Raw genomic sequence first — 14,826 nt, forward strand, 5'->3', positions numbered from 1 at the left:
TAAGGAATTGCGTTGTGAACGCTCATGCGAGCGCGCCTGTCGAGGCTGCCCATCTTGAAACCAACCCGATGCTCGGCATCGGTCTCAAAATCGCTTCTGTTGCCGTTTTTGTCGCCATGTCCACCTTGTTGAAGGCGGCTGAAGGCGTGCCTGTCGGACAGTTGATCTTCTTCCGGTCGTTCTTCGCAATCTTCGCTATATTGCTCTATCTGGGGTGGCGCGGGCAGCTTTCTGGCGTGTTCCGCACCCAGAACGGTTTCAGCCATTTCTGGCGCGGACTGGTGGGTGTCTGTTCCATGTCGATGAGCTTTTTCGCTCTCACCAAGCTGCCGCTGCCCGAAGCAATCGCGATCAACTACGCTTCACCACTGATTACCGTCATTCTTGGCGCGGTCATCCTGCATGAAGTCGTGCGGTTTTATCGCTGGAGCGCGGTTCTCATCGGGCTTGGTGGCGTGATGGTTATCATCTGGCCGCGGTTGACAGTGTTTTCCGGCGGTAACATGGGGCATGACGAGGCTATGGGTGCGTTCGCCGCTCTTGGTGCGGCTATCTTGTCTGCGGTGGCGATGATGCTTGTACGTCGCCTCGTGCAGACGGAACGCACCTCGACCATCGTGATCTACTTTTCCATATCCGCGAGCGTCATTTCCTTGGTGAGCTTTCCTTTTGGCTGGATCGTGCCGAACTGGTCGCAGCTTGCCATGCTGGTCGGTGCTGGTTTTGCCGGGGGCGTCGGCCAGATTCTTCTGACCGAGTGCTATCGCCATGCGCCGATGTCGACGATTGCTCCATTCGAATACACGTCGATGCTGCTGGGACTAGCCATCGGCTTTCTGCTGTTCGGCGATATTCCGACCTTCGAAATGCTGGCCGGTAGCGCCATCGTCATGGCGGCAGGCGGTTTCATCATTTACCGCGAGCACAAGCTTTCGATTGCGCCCCACAAGGTCAACGCACCACAGACGCAATGAATTCAGTTTTGACCGGGTGTGCCTTCTGCACGGGGATCGAGCTGCATGGTCTCCGGCGTGGACTGGCCGTCCGGCGTATGGAATTTGTACTCGGTCTTCTGGTCGCTGATCGCCGGGCGCTCGAAGCGGCGGATACGCCAGAAGGCATGCAGGCCGTATAAGCCGTAGGCGATGGCCATGGTTACGAAGAAACCCGATGCGCCAATCAGATCCATCAACGGGCCGGAAAGGGCAGGCCCGATGACACTGCCCACGCCGTAAATAATCAGCAACCCGCCGGAGACCTTCACGAATTCGCTGGCATCTGCGTAGTCATTGGCGTGAGCGACGTTGAGGCTGTAGATCGGATAAATCACCGAACCGAACAGAAACATCATCGCGTAAAGCGCATAGGGCGAGGTGGGGTGGAACAGCACCATCACCATCGACAAGGCAAAGCCGATGACACCGGCGATCACCATGACATAGCGACGATCGACAAAGTCCGATCCCCGTCCGAGCGGGTACTGGAAGATAGCGCCACCGATCATGGCGCAGGCAAGCATTGTGGCGATGCCGAAGGTGGAGAGGCCGTTCATCTCACCGTAAATCGCGGCGAGGAAGTTCCAGGTACCTGCAACGATACCTGCAATCAACGAGCCGACAGCCGCAGCAGGTGACCGTCGATAAAGTCCCTTCAAATCGAGCGAAACCTGCGTCAGCGGATTGGGTGACTGCGCGCTTGAAAGGGCGGTTGGAAGCAGTGCGCTTGCATAGATGATGGCACAAATGATGAAGAGCGTCTGCGTTCCCGCATCGCCGAACGGCAGGATGTACTGCCCGCAGAGCAGGCCGAGCATGGTGATGATCATATAGATCGAAAAGATGCGACCGCGCGATTCATTGGTTACGCGCTCGTTCAACCAGCTTTCAATAATCATATAGCTGCCTGCGAGCGAAAAGCCCGCAACGCCACGGAAGATCATCCATGCGACAGGATTGACGACCAGTGCGTGGAAAAGCAGCGCCATCGAAAGCAACGTCGCAAGCGAAGAGAAGACGCGAACATGCCCGACGCGCCGCACCAGATGCGGCACCACAATGCAGCCGATCGTGAAGGCGAGGGAATAGCTCGTACCCATCCAGCCGATGGTCGTGGTCGACCAGCCTTCCATGCCGCCCCGCAGGGGCAGAAGAATACCCGCGAGGCCACCGGCGAGCAGCATCAGAAAGGTGCTTGCAAGCAAAGCGGCTATGGGCAGGAGCTGGCCAGCCATGAAAAACTCCACAGTGAAATCCCATGGGGAAACTGAATTTAGGGCTACTTGTCGCCGAAAGGCGGTTTGGCAAGCGGCGAAATAGAACAAGTTTGCGGCATGTTGGTGACAATGCCGCCCGCGTCGCCTGCCGATGCCACTGAACTAAAAAGATTTCAACTCATCAATTCGGCCAATTTCAGCTTCACAGCCAGAAAATCGCGCCATGCAAAACGCTTTTGTGCCGGCGTTCGCAGAAGATAGGCCGGGTGCAGGGTCGGCATGACAGGAATTTCGAGGCCGTTGGGCGTATGATGAATTTTCCAGTTGCCGCGCAGGCGAAGGATGCCTTCCGTCGCGCCGGTGAGGGCCTTGCCCGCAGGACCGCCCAGGGCAACCAGAACTTTCGGTGAGGCAAGCTCGATCTGTCGTTCGATGAATGGCCGACAAAGTTCCGTCTCAAGCGGTGTCGGCGTGCGGTTGCCGGGCGGACGCCACGGGATCGTGTTGGCGATGTAGACGCTTTCTCGCTTCAGGCCGATGGATTCGATCATGCGATTGAGAAGCTGTCCGGATTTTCCGACAAACGGCAATCCTTCCATATCCTCATCCCGTCCGGGCGCTTCACCGATGAACATGATGTCGGATGACGGATCACCATCGGCGAAACAAAGGTTCTTCGCCGTGAATTTCAGGTTGCAGCCGTCGAATGCCGCAAGCTTCTCCCGCAATTCTTCCAGCGTTGAAGCCTGTGCCGCCGCTTCGCGTGCGAGCGCAATCTGCGCCGTATCGGGAAGGTCGGCTGCGGCTTGAACAGGCTTGCTGGTGGGGGCGGGGGCTGGCGCTGGGCGCGGTTGTTGCTGCCGGGCGCGCTCAGGCGAATTCGGCATCTGCGCCGTTGGCTGCGAAGAGGCAGGGCGTTGAGGCTCTGCAAACCGGTCTATCGGCGTTTCGGAAAGCGGCATGTCAATGCCTGCCTCCGCATAGAAGCGGAGCAAACCTTCAATATCCAGCGTTTCGCGATTATCAGCCATTATCTACCTCACCTCTGAGGTGGCGAATTTTGCAGGTGAATGCAAGAGCCCGGTTTAGATTTAGGGTTCGTTTGGCCTGTTAGTGACAGTTCATACCCTGTTTGATGCGCATATAGCCTGGCAGGGTGCGAACATGGTCCTGACATGACATGCGGACGTGCTGCTTCTACCATCACAAACAAATCTTCATCGCGGCTTCTTGAATGGAATGAATTTGACGTTTACGTTAAGGTAAATCAATTTGAGGACGTAGGACGCCTGTTTTGGACAATTGGACGCATTTGCGACAGTCTCCAACTCTGCGACAGGGTAAGGCAGAATACGGGGAAACGGCGATCTTTTCGTACCGCCAGTGCTGACGGGCAGTTGGTTCATGGGTATTCGCGATTAGATCATGCACAAAAACAATTGGATGCGTCGTCTGGGCTATCTTAGTGAGAAGACGATGTTACACCGGACGGAGGGATGAATGTCTGAAGCCCCAGAATATGCAAACCAGGAGCTTCCCGAACGCGAGAGCATGGAATTCGACGTTGTGATCGTCGGCGCAGGCCCTGCTGGCCTTGCTGCGGCAATCCGTTTGAAGCAGGCGAATCCCGAGCTGTCCGTCGTCGTCCTCGAAAAGGGCGGGGAAGTCGGCGCGCATATTCTTTCCGGCGCTGTCGTTGATCCGGTGGGTATCGACCAGCTTCTGCCGGGCTGGCGTGAGGAAGAGGGGCACCCTTTCAAGACGCCGGTTACTGCCGATCATTTCCTCGTACTGGGGCCAGCAGGTTCAGTGCGCCTGCCGAATTTCGCGATGCCGCCTCTGATGAGCAATCATGGCAATTACATTGTGTCCCTTGGCAATGTCTGTCGCTGGCTCGGCACCAAAGCCGAAGAACTTGGCGTAGAAATCTATCCGGGTTTTGCAGCAACCGAAGTGCTCTACAATGACGAGGGCGCGGTCATTGGTGTTGCCACTGGCGATATGGGCGTCGAGCGCGACGGAACGCATGGTCCGAACTACACGCGCGGCATGGCGCTGCTCGGCAAATATACGCTGGTCGGTGAAGGCGCGCGCGGTTCGCTTGCCAAGCAACTGATCACCAAGTTCAAGCTCGACGAAGGTCGTGAACCGGCGAAATACGGTATCGGCCTCAAGGAACTATGGCAGGTCGATCCTTCCAGGCACAAACCGGGTCTGGTCCAGCACTCCTTCGGCTGGCCGCTCGATATGAAGACTGGCGGCGGCTCGTTCCTTTATCATCTGGAAGACAATATGGTTGCGGTCGGCTTCGTGCTGCATCTCAACTACAAGAACCCGTATCTGTCGCCGTTTGAAGAGTTCCAGCGTTTCAAGACGCATCCGGCCATCAAGGACGTCTTCGAGGGTGGTAAGCGTCTTTCTTATGGCGCTCGTGCGATTACCGAAGGTGGTTTCCAGTCGGTGCCAAAACTGTCGTTCCCGGGTGGAGCGCTCATCGGCTGCTCGGCTGGTCTGGTCAACGTGCCGCGCATCAAGGGCAGCCACAATGCGGTTCTTTCCGGCATTCTCGCCGCCGACAAGATCGCCGAGGCAATTGCCGCAGGACGCGCCAATGACGAGCCGGTCGAGATCGAGAACAATTGGCGTTCAAGCCTGATCGGCACGGATTTGAAGCGCGTGCGCAACGTCAAGCCGCTATGGTCGAAGTTCGGCACAATTGTCGGCGTGGCGCTCGGTGGTCTCGATATGTGGACTAACCAGCTTTTCGGCTTCTCCATCTTCGGGACGCTGAAGCATGGCAAGACTGATGCGCAGTCGCTTGAGCCGGCTGCAAAACACGCGAAGATCGATTATCCGAGGCCGGATGGCGTTCTGACCTTTGATCGTCTGTCGTCGGTGTTCCTGTCGAACACGAACCATGACGAGAACGAGCCTGTGCATCTTCAGGTTCGCGACATGAAATTGCAGCAGACTTCCGAACACGACGTCTTCGCTGGTCCGTCGACGCGTTACTGCCCTGCGGGTGTTTATGAATGGGTGGATGCCGACGGCAACTCCGCAGCCGATCCGCAGGCAAAGGATGTGCGGTTTGTCATCAACGCGCAGAACTGCGTGCACTGCAAGACTTGCGACATCAAGGACCCGAACCAGAATATCAACTGGGTGCCGCCACAAGGCGGCGAGGGACCTGTTTACGTGAACATGTAAAAGAAAAAGGCGGTCTGGAACCGCCTTTTTTTATTGAAGCATGACGGACTGGGTTTCCGGTTCTTCTTCATCTGGCCGAACGGGTGGCGGAACGGAAAAATCGAGCCGCACCGGCAGATGATCGGAGCCAGCATCTTCGCGAGCCGAAACCTTCGCCCCTCCGATTTCAGGGCTTACGAGTATCTGATCAATCGGCAGGCCGATGTAAGGAGCGAGCTTAACAGGCAGTAGGTGCGTCATCCACGTGCCGCCGATACCGGTCATATGACGGGTGCCGGAGGCATGTTCGACACGACGAACGGCATTGCTCCACGGTGCCGCATTGAAATCACCGGCGACGACCAGAGGACCTTTCAGCTTCTGTAGTTCCGGCTCGATGTAGCGGAGTTGATAAGGCTGCCAGCGCGGCCATGGCCATGAAAAGTGCAGTGCTGCGACATGCACGGTCGTTCCGCCGAAATTGATCGGCGCAATTGCGAGCAAACCATCGCCGACACAGGCCGTCTGTGCATCTTCGCTGAAAGGCCGCTTCGACAGGATGCCCACGCCCCATGTGTTGGGATCGTCAGCACAATTGAGATGGTAGGGATAGGAGCCCTGGAGAATGGTGAGCCACTTGGTCCATTGGTCGCTTGCTTCCTCATAGGTGATGACGTCCGGCTTCTCCCGCGCGATCATCTGGAGAATGCGTTTCGGTTCGGGATTGTCTTCGCGCAAATTGATCTGGACGAGACGGTAGCGTGCGCCACCTTGTTCCTGCGCATGGGCGCCCGTGGAGCCGCTCAGGAAATCGCGTGCAGCACCAACAGTCGTGCTTAGAGCCATGACGGCAAAGAGTAGCAGCATCGCCGCCTCACGCCGCATCTTGGTGAAAAGCAAGGGAATGGTCAGCACTGCCAGCAGGACGGATAGATGAGTTCGAAAATGCGAAAAGGAATCGAGAGCCGGGTGCACCGCTCCAAGAAATCCCAGCACGAGCGGAACCGACAGCGCGACAGCAGCCAGCAGCAACAGGAATGAAAGGTTTTCACGGCTTTTCGACATGAAATTTCCCATAGGTGTTGATTGCGGCGCGATGATGGAGGTGAAGGCAATAGGGCAGATTGCCTTACTGCCCTATGCGCCTAACATCACTGGAAAGCCGTCTCGTAGAAGCTGCGAAGCTTGCGGGAATGCAGCCGCTCATCCGGCATGGCGGCGATCTTTTCCATCGCGCGGATGCCAATGCGCAGATGCTGTGCCACCTGCCTCTTGTAAAACTCGGTAGCCATGCCCGGCAGTTTCAGTTCGCCGTGCAGCGGCTTGTCGGAAACACAGAGCAGGGTGCCGTAAGGCACACGGAAACGGAAACCATTGGCCGCAATTGTCGCTGATTCCATATCAAGTGCGACAGCACGCGCCTGCGAAAGGCGCTGCACCGGGCCGCGCTGGTCGCGCAGTTCCCAGTTGCGGTTATCAATGGTCGCGACCGTACCGGTACGCATGATCTGTTTCAAATCATAACCTTCCAGACCGGTGATTTCCTCAACGGCCTCTTCCAGCGCAACCTGAATTTCCGCAAGTGCTGGCAATGGCACCCAGACAGGCAGATCGTCGTCGAGAACATGGTCTTCGCGCATATAGGCGTGCGCCAGAACATAATCGCCGAGCTGCTGGCTGTTGCGCAGGCCAGCACAGTGACCAAGCATCAACCAGGCGTGGGGGCGAAGCACCGCAATATGGTCGGTTATGGTCTTGGCGTTGGACGGTCCCACGCCAATATTGACCATCGTGATGCCCGAATGGTCGGCCCGCTGCAGGTGATAGGCCGGCATCTGGGGTAGGCGTGGCAGAGGACTGCCGCTGCTTGGCTCGGTCTCGCCCGCGCGGGTGATCAGATTGCCCGGTTCCACAAACTGTTCATAACCGCCACCGCCTTTTGCCATCAGATCGCGGGCATAGGCGCAGAACTCGTCCATATAAAACTGGTAGTTGGTGAAAAGCACAAAGTTCTGGAAATGCGCCGGGCTTGTCGCCGTGTAGTGCGCCAGCCGATGCAGCGAATAATCGACGCGCTGGGCTGTGAATGGCGCAAGTGGCATCGGTTCACCTGGTGCGGGCTCAAAGTCGGCATTGACGATCTTGTCGTCGGTTGCCGCCAGATCGGGCACGTCGAAGAGGTCACGCAGGGGATGCGTGAAGGCATTGGCGACAGATGCCTCTACATAAGTGCCTTCCTTGAAGGCAAAATGGATCGGGATCGGGGTCGAAGATTCTTTCACCGTCACGGTCACACCATGATTGCGCATGAGGAGACGAATCTGCTCGTTCAGATAATGATCGAACAAGTCGGGCCGTGTGATATTTGCGGAATAATCGCCGGGCGTCGAGACATGGCCATAGGCCAGCCGTGAATCCACATGCGCGAAGCTGGATGTGGACAGGCAGATTTCGGGGTAATAAGCGCGGTAACGCTGCGGCGGAATTTCGCCGCGCGCAACTTTCTCGAACGCATCGCGCAGGAAGGCGGTATTGCGATCATATAGTTTTTGCAGGGCGGCAACCGCCGCTTCGGCGTCGTTGAAAACCTCCGGGTCAACGGTGGGAGGTGTTTTGATCTCGGTTAAAAATGGATGTTCGATTCGCTGTGTCATGGCCTAGTGTCGTGATCTCGAAGTTCGCCTGTGTTTCGATATCGTAGTCGTAAGCGAACTTCGAGATCGAAACGACACTAGGAAACCAAGCTGCTAGTGTCCTTTTGATTCTGAAATTTGCATCTCGCTTGATATCATTCTCAATGCAAATTTCAGAATCAGGACACTAGTATAGCAAAACCGATAACCGTTACATGACCCAGTTTATGCGGCGCGCTGCAGGCTTACATAAAGTACGAGGCCGACGCCGCTCATCTGGGAATGCTGGCCGATCTGTGTATAGGCAAAGGTCGCTGCCGGGCCGGTGAAAATGGCTGTAAAAAGGAAAACCCGAAGGGCAATTGCGGCGATAGTCCGGGTTCTTTTCATGGCCGCTCTCCGACAGGCTTCTGGGTGAATGCGGCGACAGGCCCGATCACCGGCTGGTCCCGGTAGACGTTATACCTCTGGTCAACGAAAATGCTGGCGACTGCGGCAAAGCCAGCGATCATCAGGCAGACTATTGTTAAACGCCGAAGCATACCGGTTGGCCCCCAAAGCCGTTCTGATTTCTGTTCTCCCTCGTCAATTTAGCCATTGCGCCTGAACCCTCCCTGAGAGCGTCGTTCATGCGGCGTTCAAAAATATTGATGTTCCGTTTATTGCGGTGCGTGGCTCTTGTGCCTGCTCGAAAGGGACTTATGTTTCCCATCATTGGAATGCGGGAACATGTCCCGCTCAACGTCAGGATCAGCGGGAGAGAGCCCATGGCCGAACAGACCAAGCCCATCGAATTGTATTATTGGCCGACACCGAATGGCTTCAAGATCAGCATCATGCTGGAAGAGCTGGGCGTTCCCTACGAGGTCAAGTATGTCAATATCGGCAAGGGCGATCAGTTTCAGCCGGACTTTTTGAAGATTGCTCCTAACAACCGTATGCCCGCCATCATCGATCCGGAAGGGCCGGGCGGCCAGCCGATTTCGGTGTTCGAGTCTGGAGCAATCCTGCAGTATCTCGGGCGGAAGTTCGGTAAGTTCTACCCGACCGACGAACGCAAGCGTGTCGCAGTTGACGAATGGCTGATGTGGCAGATGGGTGGCCTCGGCCCGATGTCCGGGCAGGCCGGGCATTTCCGTGTCTATGCGCCGGAAAAGGTTCAGTACGGCATCGACCGCTATACCAACGAGGTCAACCGTCTCTATGGTGTGTTGAACAAGCAGCTTGAAGGCAAGGAATACATTGCAGGTGAATATTCAATTGCCGACATGGCTTCGATCGGCTGGATCAATGCCCATAAGAACTACGACCAGAACCTGGATGACTTCCCGAACCTGAAGCGCTGGCATGAGACAATGAATGCACGTCCGGCGGTTCAGCGTGGTCTGCTTGTCGGGAAAGAAGAGCGAGAAAAATCCAATCTGGCGACGGACAAGGAAGCCCAGAAAATTCTCTTTGGCCAAAAGGCACGTTGAACAAACGCTAAAAAGCAAGGGCAGCTTCGAGGCTGCCCTTTCTTATTCTGGATGCCACTGGATATTACTGGCGCGTGAGGCTCTCGCTCTTGCAGATCAAGCCGCCCATCACGCAGCCAGAGAGTGAAAGCGTATTGCCCTTGACGCTGGCTTTGCCGGTATAGGTTTTGCCCTCGTCGAGCTTATTGACCTCGCCCTTGTAGCTGCCGCCCGTGCCTGACATCGTGCCGATGGACTTGCCCTTGTACTCGCCGGTCTGCACCGTACCGCAGAACTTGTTGGCGCCGCAGGACGCATAGCTGATGATCGTGCCGTTCGGGCGCTTCCACGTGCCGACGATCCCTTCGTCGGCAAGGGCAGGGGCGGCAAAAGTGGCTGCAAGCGTCATTCCAAGAATAAGTGTGCGGATCATTCTTTCCTCCCAAATCACCGCCAGTCCCGGCTTTGCCGGTCGCAACGATGAAACCGCTGTGATGCGCTTTGAAGTTTGAGACAGAAGCCTCCTCGACCATCCGTCAAACTTACGCAAACGTAAACGTAAACCAGTTTTTGGCGAAGCGGAAGAGGGATATTTGTGTCTCGCTTGGCACCTGAAATACTGCCCTTTTTACACACACAGCCGCTTTTGAATGTTGTCTATAGTTAGCAACTGGTTTCGTTCGACCGCGCGGATTTGAATCGAATTTTTGCAAAAATCCAGCAATCGGCGGCACTTGCATGTTTAACAAAATCCCAAGTTTACCCCTTGTTCGGATTTTGTTGGTTGCTCGTTAAGCATCTGGTTTAACGCGCATTTCAACCCTTTCCCGTAGATTTAAGAGCATGAACGGAACGACAGAGACGGCAGTTTCAAAGCAGTGAAATCAGGCTTTGAAAATAAAGACCGGACGGTTCTCGGGATTTAACAGGGACAGAGAAAAATGGCACAGTTTCAGAGCTTCTCGAATACGCACAACGCAGTCGCACAGGATCGCATTCTTCTGGAAATGGGCATGAAATTTGCCATCGGCCGTGATTGCGAGATCGACGTGGTGGAAGCCCACAAGTGGCTGAACATTGCCGCCATCCGCGGCAGCGAGAAGGCCGCCCGTATGCGCAATCAGGTGGCAGCGACGATGAGCAAGGGCGAACTGGCAGCAGCGCTGCGCGGTGCGCGTGAGTGGATGACTGCCCACTGACTGGCAAGATAGTCGTTATGAAAAAAGCCGCCTTCAAGGCGGCTTTTTTGTTTTCTCAGCTTATACCGAGATACCGGCCCGGTTTGTGGTTGATTGCGATGATGAGGTTCATGGCAATCGCCCCGATCAGGGAAAGCACCATGTTTTCCCACGGGATAAAGAACAGCGAGATCAGCATGATAAGGATATCGAGGCCGAGCTGAAACCAGCCGGCTCTTATCCCATAAGCGTCCTGCAGATAGAGCGCCAATATGTTGACACCGCCGACGCCGGAGCGGTGCCGGAAAAGTGCCAGCACACCCATACCCATCAGGGTGCCACCCATGAGTGCTGCGAAGAGCGGATTGACGCTTGAGAAATCGACACTCATGGGCATCAGTCGAGCAAAGCCCGACATCATGGCCACGGCGACGAAGGTTCTGATAGTGAACGCCCAACCCATTCGACGCACGGCGAAATAATAGAATGGCAGATTGATCAGGAAATAGAGCAATCCGAATTCCGTGCCCGTTGCATACTGGATGAGAAGGGCGATACCAGCGGTACTGCCGGTCATCAGCATAGCCTGACTATAAAGCGTAATGCCGAGCGCAATGAAGGACGTGCCGATCAGCATTGCCATCGCATCTTCGTAGAGGCGGTGACGGTCGAATGCGGCAGCTTTCGACGCGTCGATGAGCGGGGCGGCGTTATCAGCGATATCGGCCACGTAGAAACTCCAGAACAGCGAGAAGCCGGTAGTCCGGCAAATAGATTACGGTGCCGGACTGAATTCCGGCTTGTCATGCATTCGCGCTGTGCAGAGGTTGGGTCAAAGCACGCGGCGTCAAGTCTTGGGAGACGGTTAAATATAACAGCCGTTTCGACGCTTCGCACGGCTTGAAAGATTGTTATTTCACGGTCGTGTTTGTAGATTTATCGCAATTGCGAAGGCTGTTTGTTTTGATTTATTTCGTGCGTCATCTGCGCGAGGAAGCGTTTGACGTCATGCGGGCTGCGCAAATGACGCTTGGCGAGATGCTGAGGCGCACTTTCCAGAAAGGCCAGCGCGCGAATGCGACCGTTCTTGCGATAGCCTGCCACCCATTTCAGGAAGTCCCAGTCGAAACGCTCCACACAACCTTCCGCCATATCAGGGCGTGAGCGTCCGTAATGGATTGCGGTTCTTTTGAGTACGCGCCACAGGCGACGTACGGTCGATATATCGAGAAAAACGAGCGTATCGGCTCGCGATGCACGATAAATCATAGTTTCGCTATGATTGCCTTCGAATATCCATGTGTCCTGATCTGCTGCTTCGTTGGTGAGACGGCCGATCTCGTCACGCGGGCGCATCGTCCAGCCCGGCTGCCAGTAGAGGGTATCGATATGAATGACCGGTAAGCCGGTAATCTCGCCGAGCGCACGTGCCAGGCTTGATTTTCCCGAACCGGCGCCGCCTATGATCATGATCCGCTCTATCACCTGCATCGTCTCCGGTTTTTAACTCTGTTCGAATAAAAATCGGACATGAGGCAGGAAGTACTATAATTTTACTTCATGGCACCTGCATGACCATAACGAGCAAAGAAAGCCCGTTAGAAAATTTGTATTGGAGCTGAAGGTAATATTGACCAAATGATTGACAGTCAACTTTGCGGAGCGCAATGTTGGCGTATAAACGGAACGGGTCAGAGCAACAATGACATCTACCGTTCCTCTATATTAGTAAGATCGCAAGGCGCAAAAGGTGCCGAGTGATCGAAAGAGCTGCATTCGATAGGGAGTGACAAGATGTCAATTCGAACCATCACCGCCATGGCCGGCACAGCCATCATCATGAGTGCTGCTGCATTTGCCTTTTCATCGCCTGCCAATGCGCTGACGATGAAAGAATGTAGCGCAAAATATCAGTCTGCCAAAGATGCTGGCACGCTTGGTGACATGAAATGGAATGATTTCCGCAAGGCGCAATGCGGTGATGATGCAGATGCCGCCGCGGCTCCAGCGCCTGCTGCTCCAGCCAAGAAAGCGGCCAAGACTGCGGCTGCTCCCGCGGCAGATGACAGCGCCAAAGGCCTGACGATGAAGCAGTGTAGCGCGAAGTATCAGGCCGCCAAGGATGCCGGTACGGACAATGGCGTTAAGTGGAATGATTTCCGCAAAGCCGAGTGCGGCGCGGGTGCGGATCCGGTAGCACTTAGCACGGACGGCAATAGCGAACCTGCAGCACCAACGGCTGCGGCGCCAAGAGGCATGAAGTTCCCAACCGCCGTTTCCTCCAAGTTCTCGAATGAGTCGGCTGGCAAGGCTCGTATGCACACCTGCCTCGAGCAGTACCACGCTCTGAAGGACGCCAATGCACTGGGCGGCCTGAAGTGGGTGCAGAAGGGTGGCGGTTACTACAGCCTCTGCAATGCACGCCTGAAGGGCAATTCCTGATCCAATCAGGACAATTCTAAAGAGAAGGGGCCTTTCGGCCCCTTTTTATTTGGTTCGTGAGAACCAGCCCGTAACCGCGACTGAGAGCCAGCCGAGGATCATCAACGATCCACCTGTCGGTGCAGCCATCGGAAACAGTCGGTCACCTGTCATGTCACGCATGAAGAGGTCGCCGCAGAACAAGGCGAGACCGACCGCAATTAATGCACCGCCCAGATAAGCGATGCGGCTGGCCGGTACGATGAGTGACAACACCAGAAATGCAGGCGCATGGCCGAGAAGAAGCGGAGCAATGTTGGCCAGATGATTGTCACCGCCATGGGCCGCTCCCGCATAGGCAGCGATTGCAAGCGCACCGCATAGTCCGGCAAGCGTGCTGAAAAGAATGTTGTGAGACCGGCTATCGGATCGAATCTGCATCTAAGGCTCCACCGTTCAGGCCGTTTCGCGAGTATCCGCGTGTTTGCGCGCATCCTCCAAAGCGGCGGGTAGGGCAGCTTCAAAGAGATCGAGCTGATCATCGATGCCGACGCTCACGCGAATACAGCGGTCGAGAATCGGTGCCCCGGGTTTGCGCACGAAGATGTCACGCGCGATCAGCCCGTTGAGAACTGCCGTGGCGAATGTTCCGTCCTTACCGCAATCGACGGCAACAAAATTCGTGGCAGATGGGACGGTTGTAAGGCCGTTCGCTTCGGCGATTGCGACAATGCGGTCTCGCCCGGCAATTATTTTAGCGACCACATCGTGCAGATATGCCTGATCCTTGAGGGCCGCAATAGCTGCTGCCTGCGCAAGACGGTTCACTGCAAAATGATCGCGAATCTTGTCGAACGATTTGATGGCTTCGGCGTTGCCGACAACATAACCACACCGGATTCCTGCCAGACCGTAGGCCTTGGAGAAAGTACGCATCCGCAAAATGTTCGGACGGTCGGTTTCAAAAGGCGGGAAGGCGGACGCAGGCCCTGTTTCGCAATAGGCCTCATCCAGAATGAGCATGGTGGTTTCCGGAACGCGCTCGATGAAAGATTGAATATCCGAACCCGCATGCCAGGTTCCCATCGGATTATCCGGATTGGCGAGATACAAAATCGCAGCATTCTCTTTGCGTGCGGCATCGAGCAGGCCATCGAGATCGGATTTGTCGTTGATATAAGGAACAGTGACCAGTTCTCCGCCATAACCTGCAACGTGGTAATTGAAGGTCGGATAGCCGCCCAGCGAGTTGATGACCCTGTCACCTTCCTGAACATATTGCCTGACTATCAGCCCGAGCAAGGCATCGACACCTGCTCCCGGCATGATGTTTTCCGGCTTTACGCCGTGATGCGCAGCGATAGCCTGACGCAGTTCGTAATTTTCAGGGTCGCCATATTTCCAGATTTCATTCGCCTCGGTCTGAATGGCTTCCAGAACAGACGGGGCTGGTCCAAAACTGCTTTCATTCGCGCCGACCCGTGCCTTGAAAGGCTTTCCGCGCTGTAGCTCCAGTGTTTCGGGGCCGGTAAAAGGAACAGTGGAAGGCAAGCTTGCGACGAGTGGTGTAAGGCGAGGCGATCCCATGGCGATTTCCAGTCGATTCTCAGTCCAGTAACATGTGAGGAGGGCAGTCGAAGAGCTGGAGAAAATCTTAGCCACCTACGCCTGTCCCGCTGGGAAAGGCATAGCAACTTGTACCGACTGGTGCCATCACAATGATTCTAGTCGATTGAACCACG

Annotated in this window: 15 protein-coding genes; 5 read left to right on the forward strand and 10 right to left on the reverse strand. The window is 55.6% G+C overall.

The window, feature by feature from the left end; translation table 11 throughout:
• Positions 1-68 precede the first annotated feature (68 nt).
• Positions 69-974 (forward strand): DMT family transporter, encoded by a 906-nt coding sequence (locus OHI65_RS12890; protein WP_413541933.1) that lies wholly within the window; start codon positions 69-71, stop codon positions 972-974.
• A gap of 2 nt (positions 975-976) precedes the next feature.
• Here OHI65_RS12890 and OHI65_RS12895 read toward each other — a convergent pair whose 3' ends face one another.
• Positions 977-2,230: an MFS transporter gene (locus tag OHI65_RS12895; protein ID WP_125335066.1), complete on the reverse strand. Its 1,254-nt coding sequence runs from the start codon at positions 2,228-2,230 to the stop codon at positions 977-979.
• Positions 2,231-2,385: 155 nt separating this feature from the next.
• Complete coding sequence (locus tag OHI65_RS12900; RefSeq protein WP_094513285.1) at positions 2,386-3,243, reverse strand: uracil-DNA glycosylase; 858 nt, start codon at positions 3,241-3,243, stop codon at positions 2,386-2,388.
• A gap of 469 nt (positions 3,244-3,712) precedes the next feature.
• Here OHI65_RS12900 and OHI65_RS12905 point away from each other — a divergent pair, with 469 nt between their 5' ends.
• Entirely contained in the window at positions 3,713-5,419 is a 1,707-nt protein-coding gene (locus OHI65_RS12905; protein ID WP_264358974.1) for an electron transfer flavoprotein-ubiquinone oxidoreductase, read from the forward strand.
• Between the two features lie 30 nt (positions 5,420-5,449).
• On the opposite strand, the gene OHI65_RS12910 is transcribed toward OHI65_RS12905, so the two are convergent.
• From OHI65_RS12910 to OHI65_RS12920, 3 genes are all read right to left on the reverse strand, one after another.
• Positions 5,450-6,463 carry an endonuclease/exonuclease/phosphatase family protein gene (locus OHI65_RS12910; protein WP_264358975.1) on the reverse strand — a complete coding sequence of 338 codons (1,014 nt, stop codon included), beginning with the start codon at positions 6,461-6,463 and terminating at the stop codon, positions 5,450-5,452.
• A gap of 86 nt (positions 6,464-6,549) precedes the next feature.
• A complete protein-coding gene (locus OHI65_RS12915; RefSeq protein ID WP_264358976.1) occupies positions 6,550-8,052 on the reverse strand; it encodes an AMP nucleosidase in 1,503 nt (500 codons plus the stop codon).
• Between the two features lie 204 nt (positions 8,053-8,256).
• On the reverse strand, positions 8,257-8,421 hold the full coding sequence (locus tag OHI65_RS12920) for a hypothetical protein (protein WP_167394052.1): 165 nt from the start codon (positions 8,419-8,421) through the stop codon (positions 8,257-8,259).
• A 377-nt stretch (positions 8,422-8,798) separates the two neighbouring features.
• On the opposite strand from OHI65_RS12920, the gene OHI65_RS12925 reads away from it, so the two are divergent.
• Positions 8,799-9,506 (forward strand): glutathione binding-like protein, encoded by a 708-nt coding sequence (locus OHI65_RS12925; protein ID WP_151689682.1) that lies wholly within the window; start codon positions 8,799-8,801, stop codon positions 9,504-9,506.
• A 64-nt stretch (positions 9,507-9,570) separates the two neighbouring features.
• Here the strand turns inward: OHI65_RS12925 and OHI65_RS12930 are convergent, their stop codons facing one another.
• A complete protein-coding gene (locus OHI65_RS12930) occupies positions 9,571-9,918 on the reverse strand; it encodes a DUF2147 domain-containing protein (RefSeq protein WP_010661613.1) in 348 nt (115 codons plus the stop codon).
• Between the two features lie 508 nt (positions 9,919-10,426).
• Between OHI65_RS12930 and OHI65_RS12935 the strand changes: the two genes are divergently transcribed.
• On the forward strand, positions 10,427-10,684 hold the full coding sequence (locus tag OHI65_RS12935) for a hypothetical protein (protein ID WP_010661614.1): 258 nt from the start codon (positions 10,427-10,429) through the stop codon (positions 10,682-10,684).
• Positions 10,685-10,739: 55 nt separating this feature from the next.
• Here OHI65_RS12935 and OHI65_RS12940 read toward each other — a convergent pair whose 3' ends face one another.
• On the reverse strand, positions 10,740-11,393 hold the full coding sequence (locus tag OHI65_RS12940) for a YitT family protein (protein ID WP_094513291.1): 654 nt from the start codon (positions 11,391-11,393) through the stop codon (positions 10,740-10,742).
• A 206-nt stretch (positions 11,394-11,599) separates the two neighbouring features.
• Positions 11,600-12,133 (reverse strand): DNA topology modulation protein FlaR, encoded by a 534-nt coding sequence (locus tag OHI65_RS12945; RefSeq protein WP_231771368.1) that lies wholly within the window; start codon positions 12,131-12,133, stop codon positions 11,600-11,602.
• A gap of 324 nt (positions 12,134-12,457) precedes the next feature.
• Here OHI65_RS12945 and OHI65_RS12950 point away from each other — a divergent pair, with 324 nt between their 5' ends.
• The gene (locus tag OHI65_RS12950) at positions 12,458-13,105 is read left to right on the forward strand and encodes an antifreeze protein (protein ID WP_125335052.1); all 648 of its coding nucleotides are present in this window, start codon (positions 12,458-12,460) and stop codon (positions 13,103-13,105) included.
• Positions 13,106-13,150: 45 nt separating this feature from the next.
• Here OHI65_RS12950 and OHI65_RS12955 read toward each other — a convergent pair whose 3' ends face one another.
• Both OHI65_RS12955 and OHI65_RS12960 read right to left on the reverse strand, forming a co-directional pair.
• The gene (locus tag OHI65_RS12955) at positions 13,151-13,525 is read right to left on the reverse strand and encodes a DUF423 domain-containing protein (RefSeq protein WP_151689684.1); all 375 of its coding nucleotides are present in this window, start codon (positions 13,523-13,525) and stop codon (positions 13,151-13,153) included.
• A 15-nt stretch (positions 13,526-13,540) separates the two neighbouring features.
• Entirely contained in the window at positions 13,541-14,671 is a 1,131-nt protein-coding gene (locus OHI65_RS12960) for a pyridoxal phosphate-dependent aminotransferase (RefSeq protein WP_151689685.1), read from the reverse strand.
• Between the last annotated feature and the right edge of the window lie 155 nt (positions 14,672-14,826).

Origin of the sequence: Brucella sp. MAB-22 (assembly GCF_025908475.1) — a bacterium.
Lineage (GTDB): Bacteria > Pseudomonadota > Alphaproteobacteria > Rhizobiales > Rhizobiaceae > Brucella > Brucella anthropi.

Coding starts and splice junctions, on each gene's coding strand:
- OHI65_RS12930 (WP_010661613.1), bottom strand. CDS start 9,918: ATGATCCGCACACTTATTCTTGGAATGACGCTTGCAGCCACTTTTGCC.
- OHI65_RS12945 (WP_231771368.1), bottom strand. CDS start 12,133: ATGATCATAGGCGGCGCCGGTTCGGGAAAATCAAGCCTGGCACGTGCG.
- OHI65_RS12925 (WP_151689682.1), top strand. CDS start 8,799: ATGGCCGAACAGACCAAGCCCATCGAATTGTATTATTGGCCGACACCG.
- OHI65_RS12960 (WP_151689685.1), bottom strand. CDS start 14,671: ATGGGATCGCCTCGCCTTACACCACTCGTCGCAAGCTTGCCTTCCACT.
- OHI65_RS12910 (WP_264358975.1), bottom strand. CDS start 6,463: ATGTCGAAAAGCCGTGAAAACCTTTCATTCCTGTTGCTGCTGGCTGCT.
- OHI65_RS12915 (WP_264358976.1), bottom strand. CDS start 8,052: ATGACACAGCGAATCGAACATCCATTTTTAACCGAGATCAAAACACCT.
- OHI65_RS12935 (WP_010661614.1), top strand. CDS start 10,427: ATGGCACAGTTTCAGAGCTTCTCGAATACGCACAACGCAGTCGCACAG.
- OHI65_RS12905 (WP_264358974.1), top strand. CDS start 3,713: ATGTCTGAAGCCCCAGAATATGCAAACCAGGAGCTTCCCGAACGCGAG.
- OHI65_RS12900 (WP_094513285.1), bottom strand. CDS start 3,243: ATGGCTGATAATCGCGAAACGCTGGATATTGAAGGTTTGCTCCGCTTC.
- OHI65_RS12920 (WP_167394052.1), bottom strand. CDS start 8,421: ATGAAAAGAACCCGGACTATCGCCGCAATTGCCCTTCGGGTTTTCCTT.
- OHI65_RS12955 (WP_151689684.1), bottom strand. CDS start 13,525: ATGCAGATTCGATCCGATAGCCGGTCTCACAACATTCTTTTCAGCACG.
- OHI65_RS12950 (WP_125335052.1), top strand. CDS start 12,458: ATGTCAATTCGAACCATCACCGCCATGGCCGGCACAGCCATCATCATG.
- OHI65_RS12890 (WP_413541933.1), top strand. CDS start 69: ATGCTCGGCATCGGTCTCAAAATCGCTTCTGTTGCCGTTTTTGTCGCC.
- OHI65_RS12895 (WP_125335066.1), bottom strand. CDS start 2,230: ATGGCTGGCCAGCTCCTGCCCATAGCCGCTTTGCTTGCAAGCACCTTT.